Raw genomic sequence first — 15,486 nt, forward strand, 5'->3', positions numbered from 1 at the left:
GTTTCCTTCTCCCGATGGGAGAAGGTGGCCCGAAGGGCCGGATGAGGGTTCCAGGCATCAGTCGGCTTAAGCCGCCGCGAAACGGCTGACGCCGACTGACAGGATCGAACCCTCACCCTTTGGCTGCTTCGCGCCGCCCTTCGGGTCGCCCTAGCCAATCGCCTTCGGCTCTTGGAGGCTCAAGCCCTCTCCCATCGGGAGAGGGTCAGCTATCCTACTTCATCCAGCGGTCCAGCCAGGACGACATCTCATACAGGGTGTGGCCCACCGATTCCCGCGCACGATAGCCGTGGGCCTCCAGCGGCAGGACGACGTATCGCGCCGTCGCGCCATTGCCCTTAAGCGCCGCATAGAAGCGCTCGCTCTGCACCGGGAAGGTGCCCGAGTTGTCGTCCGCCTCCCCGTGGATCAGCAGGATCGGCTCATTGATCCGGTTGGCGAAGGTGAAGGGCGACATGGCGTTATAGGTCTCGGTCGCCTCCCAATAGTTGCGCTGCTCCGCCTGGAAACCGAACGGCGTCAGGGTGCGGTTATAGGCGCCCGAGCGCGCGATGCCCGTCTTGAACAGGTCCGTGTGCGCCAACAGGTTCGCCGTCATGAAGGCGCCGTAGCTGTGCCCGCCCACGGCGATCCGCTCGCGATCCGCCACGCCAAGGGCGACCACGGCGTCGACCGCCGCCTTGGCGCTGGCCGACAACTGCTCGATGTAGGTGTCGTTCGGCTCGGCCCCGTCGCGGCCGATGATCGGCATCGTCGGGTTGTCGAGGATGGCGTAGCCCTGGGTCAGCAGGAACAGGTGGCTCGACCCCGACGGGCGCACGAAGCGGTTGTCGGTGTCCACGACCTGACCGGCGACGGCGGCGTCGGTGAACTCGGCCGGATAGGCCCACATCAGCAGCGGCAGCGGGCCGTCGCGATCCTTGTCGTAACCGGCGGGCAGATACAGCGTCCCCGACAGCTCCACCCCGTCGTCGCGGGTATAGGTGATCAGCTGGCGCGTGGCCTCGGCCAGCTGCGGGGCCGGGTCGGGGAAGTTGGTCAGGGCCGTGACGCCGCCATCCAGATCGCGCACGCGCAGATTGGCCGGATCGGTGCGGCTTTCGCGATAGGTGACCAGCTTGCGGCCCGCCTCGTCCAGCACGCCGACGACGATTTCATACTCGCCCTGCGCCGAGCGCCAGACGCGCTCCGTCTCGCCCGACTTCAGGTCCAGCAGGTCGAGGAAGGGATAGGCCCCCTCGCGCGTCGCCCCGTCACCCTCGACGAAGACCTTGGAGCCATCGGCGCTGAACCGCATGACCGAGCGGCCGCGCGCGTTCGGCTCGGTCACGACCGAGCCCGGATCGTTGTAACGGTCCTGATAGTTGCGATCGACCAGAACGCGGCCCTGTCCCGGGTTCGACGGGTCGATCAGGGTGCGCGTCTCGTGCCGGGTGTTGAACCAGCGGCTGTTGACGATGGCCGCGTCGTCGCGACCCCAGGTGATGCCGCCGTAACGCTCCTTCAGGTCGGCCAGGGTCTGCACCCGGTCGTTGAAGGGCGCGCGCAGCATGAAGACGCGATCGCGCACCTCGGCGGGGTTGCGCGGATCGCCGCCGTCCTGAGCCTCGGCCCAGACCAGTGTGGCGTCGGCGTCGGCCCGCCACTGGACCGCGCGCGGACCGGGGGCCACGGCGTCGAACGGCGTCGGCACATTGTCACGCAGCGGCAGGTCGGCCACGCGATGAACCTGTCGCCCGTTCATGTCGGTGACGATGACGTCCGACGGAAACAGGCTGGCGGGCACGACGTAGGAATAGGGCTTCTTCACCCGCGTCTGCAGGATGTAGCGCCCGTCCGGAGAGGTCGACAGCCCAAGAATGACGCCCGGCTGCCCCACCGAGCGGGCGCGGCCGTTCAGCGACACCACCGTCGGCTGGCTGGTGAAATAATAGTCGAACAGGGCTTCATCGCCCGCATTGGACAACAGGTCCTGATAGGTGCGCACCGGGGCGGCGCGGCCGCCTGTCTCGGTGATGATCGGGCCTTCCGGCGGATGGTCGACGTTCGGCGCCAGACCCCGCCCCGCCGGAACCGCCAGCACCAGCAGCCCCGATGAATCCGACAGCCAGGTGAAGCCCCCGCCGGTCACGGCGTTGACCATCGGCCCGTTCAGCCTGCGCGCCTTGGCCTGGGCGACATCGGCCGTCCACAGCTCCAGTCCGTTCGGCGTATTGAGCAGAAAAGCCACGGTCTGACCGTTCGGCGCCCAGCTGACGTTCGTCAGGCGCGCATTGGCGGGCAGCCCCGTCACCGGGCGCGCAGCCCCGCCGTCGACCGTCTGGAAGCTGAGCCCCGTCAGCCATGCGACGCGGCTGTTGGCCGGGCCGTTGTTCTTCGGATTGATGCGATAGCCCGCCAGCCGCAGCATCGGCTCGGCCAGTTCGGCGATCGGCGGCAGATTGGCGCGGTCAGTCAGCAACAGGGTCTTGCGGTCCGGGCTGATGCTGACGCCCGGGTTGGGCTTGGCGTCCAGGATCTGAGCGATCGGCGCTGGCGGCTGATGATAGGTCGGAGCGGCGTCCTGGGCCGCATTCTGGTTCGCGCTCTGGGCGACCGCCGCAATCGGCAGGGCCAGAACCGGAACGGCGGCGGCGAGGACCAGGGCGGGCAAGGCGGCCCGCAACAGACGGTGGCGCATGGAGCTTCCTTGATTGAAGACACGGCTTGGATCGTCAGGTTTGCGGCCCTGCGGCGTCGGGGTCAACCGCCAGTCTGAGACGCGCGCCCGATGCGCGCATGACGCGAGACGGTCGGCTTGCCGCTTGCCCCTCCCCTTCCCCCGCTTTAAGGACGGAGATGACCGCGATATTCATCAGACGGTGAAAAGGGAGTTCGATGGGCAAGATTTACGCTGACGTGAAGTCCGCGCTGGAGGGGCTGACATTCGACGGCATGACCGTCATGTCCGGCGGCTTCGGCCTGTGCGGCATTCCCGAGAACCTGATCGCGGGTCTGCGCGACACGGGCGTCAAGGGTCTGACGGTCATCTCCAACAATGCGGGCGTGGACGGCTTCGGCCTGGGCCAGCTGCTGGAGACGCGCCAGATCGCGAAAATGATCTCGTCCTACGTCGGCGAGAACAAGGAGTTCGAGCGCCAGTATCTGGCCGGCGAGCTGCAGTTGGAGTTCAACCCGCAGGGCACGCTGGCCGAGCGCATCCGCGCGGGCGGCGCAGGGATTCCCGCCTTCTTCACCGCCACCGGCGTCGGCACGCTTGTGGCCGAAGGCAAGGAAGTGCGCGACTTCGACGGCCGCAAATACGTCATGGAAACCGGCCTGATCGCCGACCTGTCGATCATCAAGGCGTGGAAGGCCGATGAGCGCGGCAATCTGGTGTTCCGCAAGACGGCCCGCAACTTCAACCCGATGATGGCGACTGCGGGCAAGGTCACGCTGGTCGAGGTGGAAGAGATCGTTCCCGTCGGCTCGCTGGACCCCGACCACATCCACACGCCGGGCGTCTATGTCGACCGCCTGATCCAGACCGTGTCCGAAAAGCGCATCGAACAGCGCACGACGCGCAAGCGGGAGACCGCATAGATATTCCCCCTTTGTTCCGGCAGGCAATTGGATACCATGGTTACTTCGAATCACGGAGAACCAACATGGCCAAGTATCGAACGGCTATCGACAGAAACGGTGTGATCTCGCCTTTTCATGGCGGAGAACATGAGTTCGCAGAGCTTCCTAGGCTGAATGACTGGGTGTCTGTTTCCGGTAAAGGCGAGAATGGCCGCGATTGGTTTCAAGTCGTGGCCGTCCTTCACGAACTTCAATCTGATCCCGGTGGTCCTCTGATCATCGTGCAAAAATCGCAAGGCAACCCTCCCACGAGTTGGGGGATGCCAAATATCTAAGGGAAGAGAATGGCCCGCACTCGCGAACAACTGGCTGAACGCGCCGCCAAGGAGCTGCAGGACGGCTTCTACGTCAATCTGGGCATCGGCATTCCGACGCTGGTGGCCAACTACATCCCCGAGGGCATGACCGTCACGCTGCAGAGCGAGAACGGCATGTTGGGCATGGGCCCCTTCCCCTATGAGGGCGAGGAAGATCCCGACCTGATCAACGCCGGCAAGCAGACGATCACCGAAATCCCCGAGAGCAGCTATTTCAGCTCCTCGGACAGCTTCGCCATGATCCGCGGCGGCCACATCAACCTGTCGATCCTCGGCGCGATGGAAGTGGCCCAGAACGGCGACATCGCCAACTGGATGATCCCCGGCAAGCTGGTGAAGGGCATGGGCGGGGCGATGGATCTGGTCGCGGGCGTCAAGCGCGTGGTCGTGGTCATGGATCACGCCAACAAGCACGGCCAGTCCAAGGTGCTGAAAGAATGCACCCTGCCGCTGACCGGCACGGGCGTCGTCAGCCGCATCATCACCGATCTGGCCGTATTCGACGTCAAGCCGGGCGGTTCGGGGCTGGAGCTGATCGAACTGGCCGACGGCGTCACGCTGGACGAGGTCGCGGCCAAGACCGAGGCCGACTACATGGTGGCGCCAGGCGTGGGCTGAAAGCCCCTGCTCCCGCTGTGAAAACAGAAACCCCGGCGACCGCGAGGCCGCCGGGGTTTTTCCATGTCTTCCTTCTCCCCCTGTGGGAGAAGGTGGCTCGCGCAGCGAGACGGATGAGGGGTGTCTGCGCCCCGGCGTCCGGTTTGCGCGCCGATGCGTCGATGAAACTTTTAAGGGCGGCGTCTTCACCCCTCATCCGAGCGCCTTCGGCGCCCACCTTCTCCCACAAGGGGAGAAGGGGATTCAGTCCCGCGTCGCCTGGAAGCCCTGCTGGTCGGTCCACAGGACGATCTGGCGGCTGGCCTCGGCCGTGGCGCGATCGAAGGCGGCGACGATGGCCGACTGGCGGTTCTCGCCCGCGCTTTCGCGCACTGTGATGCGGTCCTCGACGACAAGGCTGCGGTCGCTCATGCGGTAAAGGCGCAGCAGCACGACGATGTTCGCATCCGGCACGGCGCCCGGCGCGGCGTAGGCGGCCTCGAAGCGGCGCACGTCGACGTTCAGCACCAGACCTTCACGCGACAGGGGGCCGCTGCTCAGCACCGTGCAGGTGCCGCCGTCGGCGAAGGCGTTGCGCAGGGCTTCCTCGAACAGGGTCTCGGCCGGAGACACCCAGCGCGCGCCCTTGATATAGGCCGCCTCGGTCCCGGTGACCGCCAGCAGGCGATCGCCGCGCGCAGCCTCGGGGAAGTCGACGCGGCGCATGGCGACGTGAACGTCCGGGCAGGCCGAGGTCGCCCCCGTCCCGGCATAGGCCGAGGCGCCGCCGAAGCGATACAGCTGCACCGGGTCCGGCGTCGCCAGCACGGCGCAGCCCGACACAGCGCCCGCAAGGGCGGCGCAGGCGGCGAGGCTCATCAGTCGGTTGCGGATCATGGCTGCACCTCGATTTCCTTGGACGGCGCCTTGGAGATGAACTCACGCGGACTGTCGCGAACATTGTTGATCAGGGACTGCAGCGAGCGCGTCGCCTGATCCAGCTGGCGGATGGTGTCGTTCAGCTGCGGCACCGTCTGCGTGCCGAAGTCGCCCAGCGGCCCCTCAAGACCGGACGCGGAACGGTTGATCGAGGCGATGGCGGCCTGGGCTTCGCGCGTCGCCGCATTGATGTTGGCGATGGCCTGCTTGCCGTCCGTCTCGACCAGCTGACGGGTCGAGGCGCCCAGCTGCTGATATTCGCCGACGGCGGCGTTGGCCTTGATGATCGTTTCTTCCAACTGCTGGAACATGCCCTTGCGGGCTTCCAGTTCGGCGGTCATGGCCTCGACGTTCTTCACGCTGGACGAGAAGCTACGGATATTGTCGTCGGACAGCACCCGGTTGATCCGGTTCAGCGCGTCCACCGTCTGCGCCAGCACGGTGCCCGAGCCGCTGAGCAGTTCAGCCAGCGGGCTGGGCTGGCTTTCGATCACCGGCACGACGTGGTCGGGATACTGATCCTTCAGCAGGGCGCTGGACGGCTCCCCTGCGGTGATCTGGATGTAGTTCAGGCCGGTGATGCCCTGCGGCTCCAGCTGGGCGCGCGAGGTCACGCGCACCGGGGTCGTGCCGTTCAGGCGGACGCGGGCGATGACCTGGTCGCCCTTTTTGGGATCCAGATTCAGGTTCGTCACCTCACCGACGCGAATGCCGTTGAAGTGGACTTCGCCGCCTTCCGACAGGCCACGAACCGGGCCGTAGAAGACGATGTCATAGACGTCGAAATCCTTGCTGAACTGCAACCGGGCCAGCCAGATCGTGAACACGGCCAGCGCCACCATAAGGGCGACGGTGGCGATGCCGACGGCGGCGTAATGAGCGTCTCTTTCCATCGTTTCGCGCCCTCCTCAGGCCGCGGTCTTGTGGGCGGCGCGACCGCGCGGCCCCAGAAAGTATTCCTTGATCCACGGATGGTCCGAGCGTTCCAGCTCGGCCACCGGGGCCTTGGCCACCACATGCTTGTCGGCCAGCACGGCGACCTCGTCACAGATGGCGTAAAGGCTGTCGAGGTCGTGGGTGATCATGAAGACCGTCAGGCCCAGATCGTTCGACAGCTGTCGGATCAGTTCGTCGAACGCCGCCGCCCCGATCGGGTCCAGACCCGCCGTCGGCTCGTCCAGAAAGACCAGTTCCGGGTCCAGCGCCAGCGCCCGCGCCAGACCGACGCGCTTCTTCATCCCGCCTGACAGTTCGGCCGGTTTCAGATAAAGGGCCTCGGGCTTCAGCCCGACCATGGCGACCTTCATCTCGGCCAGTTCGCGGATCGTCGCCTTGGACAGGCTGGTGTGTTCGACCAGAGGCGCAGAAACATTGTCCAGCACGGTCAGGGCCGAAAACAGCGCCCCCTGCTGGAACAGGACGCCGGTGCGCCGCTCCAGCGCCGCAGCTTCCTTTTCGGACATGGTGGAGCGATCCTCGCCGAACAGGCGCACGTCGCCGCCCTCTGGCTCCTTCATGCCGATGATGGAGTTCAGCAGCACCGTCTTGCCTGTGCCGGACCCGCCGACGACGCCCATGATCTCGCCGCGCCGGACGTTCAGGTCCAGATCCTTGTGGATCACCCGCTCGCCGAACTGGCTGAGCAGGCCCCGCACCTCGATGACGTTTTCACGTTCACCGTTTTCCCTGTCGGTCGCGCCCGTCATATTTTCAGCTCGATGAAGATCAGGGCGAAGACGGCGTCCAGCAGGATGATGGCGAAGATGGCCTGCACCACGGCCGACGTCACCCGACGGCCCAGGCTCTCGACATCGCCCGCCACCGACATGCCCTGACGGCAGCCGATGGCCGCGACCACCAGGGCGAAGACCGGCGCCTTGACCAGACCGACCATCATGTGACGCGGCATATAACCGTCCTCGACCAGCCGCTGCAGGAAGAAGGCCGGGCCGAGGTTCAGCTGGCTCCACGTCACCAGAATGCCGCCCAGCAGTCCGCCCACCATGGCCAGAAAGGTCAGCAGCGGCAGCATGACCAGCAGGGCCGCCAGACGCGGGATCACCAGCGCCTGAAACGGATCGACCCCCATAACCCGCATGGCGTCGACCTCCTGCGTCATGCGCATGGAGCCGATCTCGGCGGCGAAGGACGAGGCCGACCGGCCCGCCAGCAGGACGGCGGTGATGACCACGGCGAATTCACGGAAGACGGCGACGCCGATCAACTGCACCGCAAAGACCCCCGCCCCGAACTGGGTCAGCAGGTCCACGCCGATGAAGGCCACCACGGCGCCGATGAAGAAGTTGGTCACCACCACGATGGGGATGGCGTCCAGACCCGTACGCTCGGCCTGACTGAACCATGCGGCCCAGCGGATGCGGCCCGGATGCTTCAGCGTCGTCAGCACCGAGGCCATCAACCGGCCCAGGAAGGTCAGCGACAGCATGGCCTCGGCGCCGAAGTCATGAACGCCGCGACCGATCTTGGCGAAGCCGCGCGTCATCGGCGCAGACCGGCGCGGCGGGTCCGCCGTGTTACAGTCCAGCTTGGCCACCATCCGGTACAGACGCCCGGCTTCGGGGCGCGCCGACCAGGCGTCTTCGGGAATGGGACTGTCCATGGCCTGAGCCACGGCCAGGGCGCCGGCCGTGTCGAAACGGCCCAGCTCATCAAGGTCCAGAGCAGTCACGGCGCGCCCGTCCAGCTCGTCCTTCAGGCGATCGCCCAGACGGCCCATGGTGACGGTCGACCAGTCGCCGGCCAGCCGCAGCCGCGTCTGGCCGTCCTGATGCTCGTCGATCTTATAGGTCGCCCGTTTCATGAATTCGATACCGACGCAGGCCCGCCTGCACGCACAGCCCGCTTAAAGCTATGCTTTGTGCACTGCGTCAACGGTCGATGACAAATCCTGATCTCTTCCGTCTTTGCTGAACGCAAGCCAAGGCCTCCCGACACGGTGCAGCTTTGTGAACGTCGCCGGATGATTTTCGTTCAGAACCCGGTTCCAGGATCAGGCTTAACGCAGATAATCCAGCAGGGAGACCTGACGCAGCTGGCTGACGACCTGCGCCGAAGCCTGTAGCGCCATCTGCGCCAACTCAAGCTTCACCACGGCCTCGGCCATGTTGGCGTCGGTCTTTCCGGCCAGAATAGTATCCACTGAAATCTTGCGGCTTTCCTGAGAGTCCAGCAGGCGCTCGACCCGGTTCTGCATCCCTCCGTTACGCGCCTGCTGTTCCACCACGCCCTTGGCCGCCGCCTCGAACCGGCCCATCTGGGTGGTCAGGAAAGCCTTCTGCGCATCGCTCATCGGTCCTTCCAGCGGCGTCGTCTCGTGCATCAGCTGAATGTCGCGGAAGATGCCGAACAGCTCCGACCCCACAGCATCGGCCAGAAAGCCCGTGTCCATCGACACATTCTCGTCCAGCCACGAAGACTGCTTCAGCTGATCGTTGCGGAAGGCGTCGTTCGTCCCCGGCAGGGCGGCCAGACGCGCCATCATGCCCGCGCCCGGCTGTCCGGGGATGTCGGGCAGATCCACCGGCGCGCGGTCCACGGCGCCCCCGGCGAACAGATATTTGCCCTGATGCTTCATGTTCAGCCCGTCCTGAGCCTCCATGAACAGGCTTTCCAGCGCGGGCATCAGCGATTCCATGCGCCCGGCGGCGATGGCGTCGGCGATCGCCTGCCGCGCGGCCGTGGCGGCGTCGGCGACCCGGCCCAGCGCCAGATCCTGCGTCTCCAGCCGGTCGGCGACGGTCTTGCTGGTGTCGATGAAGGTCTGGATGCGGGCCTGACTGCTCATCAGGGCGCTGACCGTTTCGGAGTTGCGGCCGAAGCCGACCAGATCGGTGGCGTTCTTTTCGGTGCTGAACACCTTCTGGGCCTCGGCGTGCCGGTTCTGGGCCGACATCAGGTCCAGCAGAGCCGATTGATAGTTTCCGTACGTAGAGACGCGGGTCATCGCACCATTCCCAGCAGGATGTCGTACATATCCTTAGCGGCCTGAACCATGCGCGCCGAAGCGTTAAAGGCTTGCTGATAGGTCGTCATCAGCACCAGCTCCTCGTCCAGATTGACGCCCTCGACCGAGGTGCGGCGCGCCGTCGCCTCCTTGGCCAGAGCCTTGGCGCTGGCGGCGTCGTTCTTGATCATGGCGGCCCGGCTGCCGATCTCGCCCGACAGTTCCGAGGCATAGCGCGACAGCGACATGGAGCCGCCCGCCGCCCCGCCCGCCGCCGAAAAGTTCGCTGCATTCTCGCCCGCGCTGGCCAGCAGACGCGCGCCGCGCGCGTCATTGCGGCTGACCACGGAGGCGCCCACGCCGCCGCTGGCGTCCGCCTTGGCGAAGGCCATCAGGGCCGGATCGCGCGCGATGTCGGCGCGCACCGAAAAGGCGTCCGCGCGCGACGCCCGCGTCCCGCCCAGTCCGAACAGGGCGCTCATCGATACGCCCGAGGGGACCTGAAGCGTGCGGTCCTGCACCACCGACAGGCTGGCGCCCGTCCCCGGCCGCGGGGTGAAGGTCATCTCGCCCGCCGCATTGAGACTGAAGGTGCCCACCCGGCCCGCGCCGGTCACAGGGTCGTTCATCGCGGCCAGCAGACTGGCCATGTCGCCGCCTGCGGGAACGGCGATTTCAATGTCGCGTATCTTTGCGCCCGCGGCGTCATTGAAGCGGAAAGTGATCGTCTCACCCGCGGTGAAGCCGTGCTGCGACGCCGCCGTCAGACCCGTTTCATAGGTCGAGGGCTGGTTGCTGACGATCAGGTCGTTCAGGCCGAAGAAGTGCGAAAAACCCCGCCCGCCCTTGTTCGAGGGCGCAGCCGGGTCATCGGCCACCACGACCCCCGTGCCGGGCGCGCCTTCGATCTTCAGGCGGCCGTCGACGAAGCTGGCGCTGCCGTTGGCGCCCAGCTGGGCGTTCAGATCGGCCAGGAAGGTCGCCGGGTTCAGCGTCGCCAGATCCAGGTCGATCTTCTGCAAGGCCACGCCCTGGCCGTCGGTGATGATGATGGAGGTCCGGCCAGTAAAGCCCGACAGCGCCGTCTCCAGCGACTGGCCGATATTGCGCCCGGTCAGGCTGTTCGGCGGCGGCGCGGCGGATGAGGCGTTGTGCGCCCGGTTCAGTTCATCGGCCATACGCGACATCAGTTCGGCCAGACGCTCGGCCGTCGCCGGGGCTTCGCCGTCGCGCAGGTCCAGCAGCCCCTTCAGTTCGCCCGAGGTCAGGCCCTCGGCCAGCGGCCGCGCCTTGCCGGCGGGCGGCTCGATCACTGTGATCTCGTTGAACACCGTCTCGGCCGAGACGGCGCCCGCGCGCGTATAGTCCAGACGCGCCGCGCCCTGCCCCGCCAGCAGTATGCCCGCCCCGGTGCGGATCTCGACCCCGCCGACGGAACGGTTGGTGATGCGCACGTCCATCAGGCCGGACAACTGGTCGATCAGGGCCGCCTGCGCCGTCTGGGTGCCGGATGAATCGGCGTTGGCCACGGTGGCGCGGGCGATCTCGACGTTCAGCTTTTCGATCTGCTCCAGCAGGCTGTTGACGGCCTCGACCCCGCTCTTGATGCGGGCGTCGGCGTCTTCGCGCACCGCCTGGATCTGGCTGTTGATGCGGGCAGCCTCGTCGAACAGGCTCTGCGTCTTCCAGATCGCGTCCTGCCGCCGGGGGCCGGAGGTGGCGTCCTCGGCCGAGACGGCGAAGGCCGAAAACACGCTGTCGATCTGAGCGAAGAAGCCGCTGCCGGCGCCCGGATCGCCGAACATCGACTGGATGCGGTCATATAGTTCATAGCGCACCGTCTGGCGCCCGGCGTCGGCGCTGGCGTTCAGACTGGCCGCCTGCAGGAAGCGGTCGGTGGCCAGGCGGATGCGGGCGATCTCCACGCCCGAGCCGACACCCTGACTGGCCCAGGACTGCTGGTCGGCGATCTTGCGGACATAGCCCGGCGTGTTGACGTTGGAGACGTTGTCCGAAACCACCCGCAGATGCGTCTGGGCCGCGTTCATGCCCGAGGTGGCGATGTTCATGATCGAGTTGAGGGTCATAGAGCATCCCCTGCGCCGCGGCGCGCCATCGCGCCTTCGCCCGGCAAGCCTTGCAGGCAAGCGTGCAGATCTTGCCCGGCGATCTGAACAGGTCTTCTGACCATCTCTTTGAATTTCCTCGACATCGGCCTTCAGCCCCTGTGCGTTCAGTCTGAAGGGAGGCAAGGCGCGGGCCACGACCGCCCTGCCGACCCGCGCCCGGCAAAAACGGCGCGGCGCGGCAATAAACGCCCGGCGGAAGGGCCGTGCCGCCCCTCCGGGAAAACGAACAGTTTTCTTATTTTTCAAGGAGATAAACCCGCACCCTCGCTCTGGCCCGAGGCTTGCGGAGGGTCTGTCGAATGACCCAGGCGCAGCAGGCGCCGCCCCCTCAGCGACCGAAAGCGCCTGCCTAGAAGCATGTCCGCCCTCAGCCTCCTGTCTGTTTCTGCGCCCGCCGTCCCCGGCGGAGCCGACATGGACGCCCTGACCGGGGCGCCTGCGGACAGCGCCGTCTTCACGGACCTGCTGCTCGCTCTGGACGCGGAAAGCGAAGCAGACGCCTCGCCCCAGCCTGCGCCCGCCCCTGCGCCCGCGAAGGCGGAACCAGCCGTCAGCGCCATGCCCGTCGCGGCGCCCATCTGGTTCGCCCCGCCCGCCGAGGCGGCTGGCCCCCTGTCGATGGAAACCGGCGCCGGAGCGGACGCGCCCTCCCCTGAATCCGCCGCGCCCCTGATCCAGGCCGAGGCCGCCCTCGCCGCCCAGATGGCGCAGGCGCCTGCGACAGCGTCGACCCCCGCGCCCGATCCGGCGTCCGACCTGATCCCCGCCCCCATCACCGCGACCGACAGCGAGATGGCGCCTGACGCAGCCGTCGGCGACGAGACGCCATCGCCGGACGCAGCCGCCCCCGCCAACCGGACTGCGCCTGTCTCCGACGCCCTGCTGGCGGGCCTGACCGGCCTGCGCAACGGAGCGGGCGAGCGACTGGCCCTGGCCCGCGAGGCCAGCCGTGAACCGGCTTCATCCGCCGAGACGACCAACCTGTCGCCCGACCGCAGCGCCTCGCCGCGACCGGACGCCGAGGCCGCATCGCCCGCCGCTTCAGCCCGTCCGTCAGCAACACCGCCTGCTCAAGCCGAGATGGCGGCGGCGCCTGCCGCTCCGTCTTCCGGCGACGCAGACGCGCCGCCCATGCCGCAGGGCGCCCTTGACCCCGCCTCGTCGCCCGCATCCGGCGCTCAGCGCGACCTTGGCCTGTCGCAACTGTCGCGCGCCACGGTCGAGACCACCGCCCAGATCGCCGCCCAGATCATCAGGAAGCTGGACGGCCGCTCGACCCGCTTCGACATGGCTCTGACGCCCGAAGGTCTGGGCCGCGTCGACGTCAGCCTGGAGATCGAATCCGACGGTCAGGTCACGGCGCGTCTGGCCTTCGACAATCCGGCCGCGGCGGCCGATCTGCGCGCCCGCGCCGACGAACTGCGCCGTCAGTTGCTTGAGGCGGGGCTGCAGCTGTCGCCTGACGATCTGGAGTTCGCCGAGCGTGATCCGGCCTCCGGCTTCGGCGGCGGCGCGTTTGATCGCCAGCCCGACCGCCGCGCCTTCGCAGGGGCCGCCCGTCTGAGCGCCGAAGCCGACGCCGCTGTCCCGCCGTCCGGCGCCTGGACATCCCTTTCCCTGACGCCTGACCGCGTCGATCTGAAGGTCTGACGATGGTTGACGCCGTCTCCGCCAACAATGCTGCAGGCCGGGTGAACAACGGCGGCCAGATGCTGGCCTCCAACTTCCAGACCTTCCTGTCGCTGCTGACCACCCAGCTGCGGAATCAGGACCCGCTGTCGCCGATGGATTCCAACGCCTTCACGGCGCAGCTGACCCAGATGGCGGGCGTGGAGCAGCAGTTGCTGACCAATGACCTACTGACCAGCCTGCTGAAGGCCCAGCAGGGCGACGGCCTGACCGGCGCCGCCCCCTATATCGGCAAGGACGCCACCGCCGTCTGGGCCGCCACCCGTTTCGAGGACGGCGAGGCCAGCTGGAGCTATGAACTGGCTGCCGACGCGACCGAGGCCACGCTGCAGGTGCTGGACGCCTCGGGCAAGGTGATGTGGAGCGGCCCCGCCCCCGACCGGACCAACGGCCTGCATGACTTCAAATGGGACGGCCAGACCACCGGCGGCGGTCAGGTCGACGACGGCGGCGTCTATACATTGAAGGTCATCGCCAAGAATGGCGCAGGCAAGGACGTCGACGCCCAAGTATTGATCCGCGGTCGCGTCACCGGCGTGGAAATGTACGATAGCACGCCCTTTGTCATCATCGGCAAGTCGATCATGCCGGTGTCCAGCCTGATCGCGCTCGAAGAGCAGAAAACCGCGAGCGCCCCGCCCGATACGACAGAGGGGAACGCCTGATGCGCCCCTTCGCCGCCGCCTTTTTCGTTTTCAGTCTCACTCAATCGTAAGGAACCCCAGTCATGAGCATCAACGGCGCCATGATGGCCGGCGTGTCCGGTCTGACCGCCAACGCCGCGGCCCTTTCGACGATTTCGCAGAACATCGCCAATGTGAACACCGTCGGCTACAAGCGCGCGTCGACCGAGTTCTCGACCGTCGTCAACGCCCAGACGGCGGGCCTCAACTATTCGGCCGGGGGCGTTCAGGCCTCGGCGCGCCACTTCATCAGCCAGGCGGGCCAGCTGCAGCGCACCACCTCGGGCACCGATCTGGCCATCGCCGGTCAGGGCTTCTTCGTCGTCACGGAAAAGTCCGAGAACCTGGCCGCGTCGGACACGCGCCTGTTCACCCGCGCGGGCGCCTTCAAGATTGATGAGCTGGGCTACCTGAAGAACACCTCAGGCCTGTATCTGCAGGGCTGGCCGGTGGACAAGGACGGCAACGTCAACCTCGACCCGTCCGACATGACTCGCCTGCGCACCATCAACGTCGGCTCGGTCGGCGGCGCTGCTGAACCCACCACCCGCGTCGGCCTGAACGCCAATCTGAAGTCCAGCCAAGGCTCGTCCGATGCGGCGAAAGCATATGCTGCTGTTGAAGCCGGAAACCCCACGCAGCCTCAGATCGACATCGCTTACGACCCTGCGTCAACGACGCGCTCGATGGCTTCCTACGACCCCACCGTGCCGAACCAGGGCACAAAACCGGACTTCCAGATCAGCGTCCCCGTGTCCGATTCAAAGGGCGGAGCGCGGATGATGACCATCTCCTTCCTAAAGAAGCATGATGACCCCAACACCTGGTTCGCGGAAATCCATGCGCCGGACGGATCGGTCGAAAACGCCGACCTGCCGCTGAAGAGCGGTCTGGTGAAATTCACGTCCGACGGCCGTCTGGACACCAGCTTCACCAGCCCCGACGCCCTGTTCCCCGACCCGACCAAGGCCACCATCACCCTGGCCGCATCCGGCGCTGCGCCCGGTCCCGACGATGACGGCGCCTGGCTCGGGTCGGAAGGTCTGGCCGCCCAGACCATCACCTTCGACCTGAACGCCTCGGCGGGCGGGCTGACGCAGTACGACAGCACCTCCATCGTCCAGGCCACCTATACGAACGGCACCGCCTTCGGAAACCTGACCGAGGTGAAGATCGACGAGAACGGCTTCGTCACCGCCATCTTCGACAATGGCGTCATGCGCCGCATCGCCCAGGTCGCCCTGGCCACCTTCCCCAGCGCCGACGGCCTGTCCGAGGTGTCAGGCAACGCCTATCGGGTCAGCCAGAACTCGGGCACCTTCAACCTGAAGGCGCCGGGCACGGGCGGCACCGGCTTCCTGGGCGCCAGCCAGCTGGAGGCCTCGACCGTCGACCTGTCGACCGAGTTCACCGGCCTGATCACCACCCAGCGCGCCTATTCGGCCTCGTCCAAGATCATCACCACCGCCGACGAGATGCTGGCGGAGCTGATCAACATCAAGCGCTGATCGGCCAACGGGAATCCATGAGCAAGGTCTCGTTAG

13 protein-coding genes are annotated in these 15,486 nt (G+C 66.7%); 6 read left to right on the top strand and 7 right to left on the bottom strand.

What is annotated here, in order from left to right:
• Nucleotides 1-214: 214 nt before the first annotated feature.
• Nucleotides 215-2,680 (bottom strand): S9 family peptidase, encoded by a 2,466-nt coding sequence (locus ABE454_RS08730; protein ID WP_346530930.1) that lies wholly within the window; start codon nt 2,678-2,680, stop codon nt 215-217.
• Between the two features lie 197 nt (nt 2,681-2,877).
• Between ABE454_RS08730 and ABE454_RS08735 the strand changes: the two genes are divergently transcribed.
• From ABE454_RS08735 to ABE454_RS08745, 3 genes are all read left to right on the top strand, one after another.
• Nucleotides 2,878-3,582 carry a CoA transferase subunit A gene (locus ABE454_RS08735; protein ID WP_346530932.1) on the top strand — a complete coding sequence of 235 codons (705 nt, stop codon included), beginning with the start codon at nt 2,878-2,880 and terminating at the stop codon, nt 3,580-3,582.
• 65 nt (nt 3,583-3,647) lie between these two features.
• Nucleotides 3,648-3,899 carry a hypothetical protein gene (locus tag ABE454_RS08740; protein ID WP_346530933.1) on the top strand — a complete coding sequence of 84 codons (252 nt, stop codon included), beginning with the start codon at nt 3,648-3,650 and terminating at the stop codon, nt 3,897-3,899.
• A gap of 9 nt (nt 3,900-3,908) precedes the next feature.
• Nucleotides 3,909-4,559: a 3-oxoacid CoA-transferase subunit B gene (locus ABE454_RS08745; RefSeq protein WP_346530935.1), complete on the top strand. Its 651-nt coding sequence runs from the start codon at nt 3,909-3,911 to the stop codon at nt 4,557-4,559.
• Nucleotides 4,560-4,802: 243 nt separating this feature from the next.
• Here ABE454_RS08745 and ABE454_RS08750 read toward each other — a convergent pair whose 3' ends face one another.
• The 6 genes from ABE454_RS08750 to flgK form a co-directional block, all read right to left on the bottom strand.
• Nucleotides 4,803-5,435 carry an ABC-type transport auxiliary lipoprotein family protein gene (locus tag ABE454_RS08750; protein ID WP_346530936.1) on the bottom strand — a complete coding sequence of 211 codons (633 nt, stop codon included), beginning with the start codon at nt 5,433-5,435 and terminating at the stop codon, nt 4,803-4,805.
• Complete coding sequence (locus ABE454_RS08755) at nt 5,432-6,370, bottom strand: MlaD family protein (RefSeq protein WP_346530938.1); 939 nt, start codon at nt 6,368-6,370, stop codon at nt 5,432-5,434. The genes ABE454_RS08750 and ABE454_RS08755 overlap by 4 nt, the downstream gene beginning before the upstream one ends.
• Nucleotides 6,371-6,385: 15 nt before the next feature.
• A complete protein-coding gene (locus ABE454_RS08760; RefSeq protein ID WP_346530940.1) occupies nt 6,386-7,183 on the bottom strand; it encodes an ABC transporter ATP-binding protein in 798 nt (265 codons plus the stop codon).
• Nucleotides 7,180-8,298 carry an MlaE family ABC transporter permease gene (locus ABE454_RS08765; RefSeq protein ID WP_346530941.1) on the bottom strand — a complete coding sequence of 373 codons (1,119 nt, stop codon included), beginning with the start codon at nt 8,296-8,298 and terminating at the stop codon, nt 7,180-7,182. The genes ABE454_RS08760 and ABE454_RS08765 overlap by 4 nt, the downstream gene beginning before the upstream one ends.
• A gap of 195 nt (nt 8,299-8,493) precedes the next feature.
• Complete coding sequence (locus ABE454_RS08770; RefSeq protein WP_346530942.1) at nt 8,494-9,441, bottom strand: flagellin; 948 nt, start codon at nt 9,439-9,441, stop codon at nt 8,494-8,496.
• Nucleotides 9,438-11,528 carry a flagellar hook-associated protein FlgK gene (gene flgK / locus ABE454_RS08775; protein WP_346530944.1) on the bottom strand — a complete coding sequence of 697 codons (2,091 nt, stop codon included), beginning with the start codon at nt 11,526-11,528 and terminating at the stop codon, nt 9,438-9,440. Before flgK ends, ABE454_RS08770 begins: the two co-directional genes overlap by 4 nt.
• 399 nt (nt 11,529-11,927) lie before the next feature.
• Here flgK and ABE454_RS08780 point away from each other — a divergent pair, with 399 nt between their 5' ends.
• From ABE454_RS08780 to flgE, 3 genes are all read left to right on the top strand, one after another.
• Nucleotides 11,928-13,220, top strand: a complete 1,293-nt coding sequence (locus tag ABE454_RS08780) for a flagellar hook-length control protein FliK (RefSeq protein ID WP_346530945.1) — start codon at nt 11,928-11,930, stop codon at nt 13,218-13,220.
• 2 nt (nt 13,221-13,222) lie between these two features.
• Entirely contained in the window at nt 13,223-13,924 is a 702-nt protein-coding gene (locus tag ABE454_RS08785) for a flagellar hook assembly protein FlgD (protein WP_346530946.1), read from the top strand.
• 62 nt (nt 13,925-13,986) lie between these two features.
• Nucleotides 13,987-15,450, top strand: a complete 1,464-nt coding sequence (gene flgE, locus ABE454_RS08790; RefSeq protein WP_346530948.1) for a flagellar hook protein FlgE — start codon at nt 13,987-13,989, stop codon at nt 15,448-15,450.
• Nucleotides 15,451-15,486: the final 36 nt, after the last annotated feature.

It is taken from the genome of Brevundimonas diminuta (assembly GCF_039673845.1).
In the GTDB taxonomy this organism is placed as follows: Bacteria; Pseudomonadota; Alphaproteobacteria; order Caulobacterales; family Caulobacteraceae; genus Brevundimonas; species Brevundimonas diminuta_E.

What these genes read in the sequence shown, in the direction of transcription:
- ABE454_RS08760 (WP_346530940.1), bottom strand. Translation starts at nt 7,183, where the DNA reads ATGACGGGCGCGACCGACAGGGAAAACGGTGAACGTGAAAACGTCATC.
- ABE454_RS08735 (WP_346530932.1), top strand. Translation starts at nt 2,878, where the DNA reads ATGGGCAAGATTTACGCTGACGTGAAGTCCGCGCTGGAGGGGCTGACA.
- ABE454_RS08730 (WP_346530930.1), bottom strand. Translation starts at nt 2,680, where the DNA reads ATGCGCCACCGTCTGTTGCGGGCCGCCTTGCCCGCCCTGGTCCTCGCC.
- flgK (WP_346530944.1), bottom strand. Translation starts at nt 11,528, where the DNA reads ATGACCCTCAACTCGATCATGAACATCGCCACCTCGGGCATGAACGCG.
- ABE454_RS08780 (WP_346530945.1), top strand. Translation starts at nt 11,928, where the DNA reads ATGTCCGCCCTCAGCCTCCTGTCTGTTTCTGCGCCCGCCGTCCCCGGC.
- ABE454_RS08745 (WP_346530935.1), top strand. Translation starts at nt 3,909, where the DNA reads ATGGCCCGCACTCGCGAACAACTGGCTGAACGCGCCGCCAAGGAGCTG.
- ABE454_RS08770 (WP_346530942.1), bottom strand. Translation starts at nt 9,441, where the DNA reads ATGACCCGCGTCTCTACGTACGGAAACTATCAATCGGCTCTGCTGGAC.
- ABE454_RS08740 (WP_346530933.1), top strand. Translation starts at nt 3,648, where the DNA reads ATGGCCAAGTATCGAACGGCTATCGACAGAAACGGTGTGATCTCGCCT.
- flgE (WP_346530948.1), top strand. Translation starts at nt 13,987, where the DNA reads ATGAGCATCAACGGCGCCATGATGGCCGGCGTGTCCGGTCTGACCGCC.
- ABE454_RS08765 (WP_346530941.1), bottom strand. Translation starts at nt 8,298, where the DNA reads ATGAAACGGGCGACCTATAAGATCGACGAGCATCAGGACGGCCAGACG.
- ABE454_RS08750 (WP_346530936.1), bottom strand. Translation starts at nt 5,435, where the DNA reads ATGATCCGCAACCGACTGATGAGCCTCGCCGCCTGCGCCGCCCTTGCG.
- ABE454_RS08785 (WP_346530946.1), top strand. Translation starts at nt 13,223, where the DNA reads ATGGTTGACGCCGTCTCCGCCAACAATGCTGCAGGCCGGGTGAACAAC.
- ABE454_RS08755 (WP_346530938.1), bottom strand. Translation starts at nt 6,370, where the DNA reads ATGGAAAGAGACGCTCATTACGCCGCCGTCGGCATCGCCACCGTCGCC.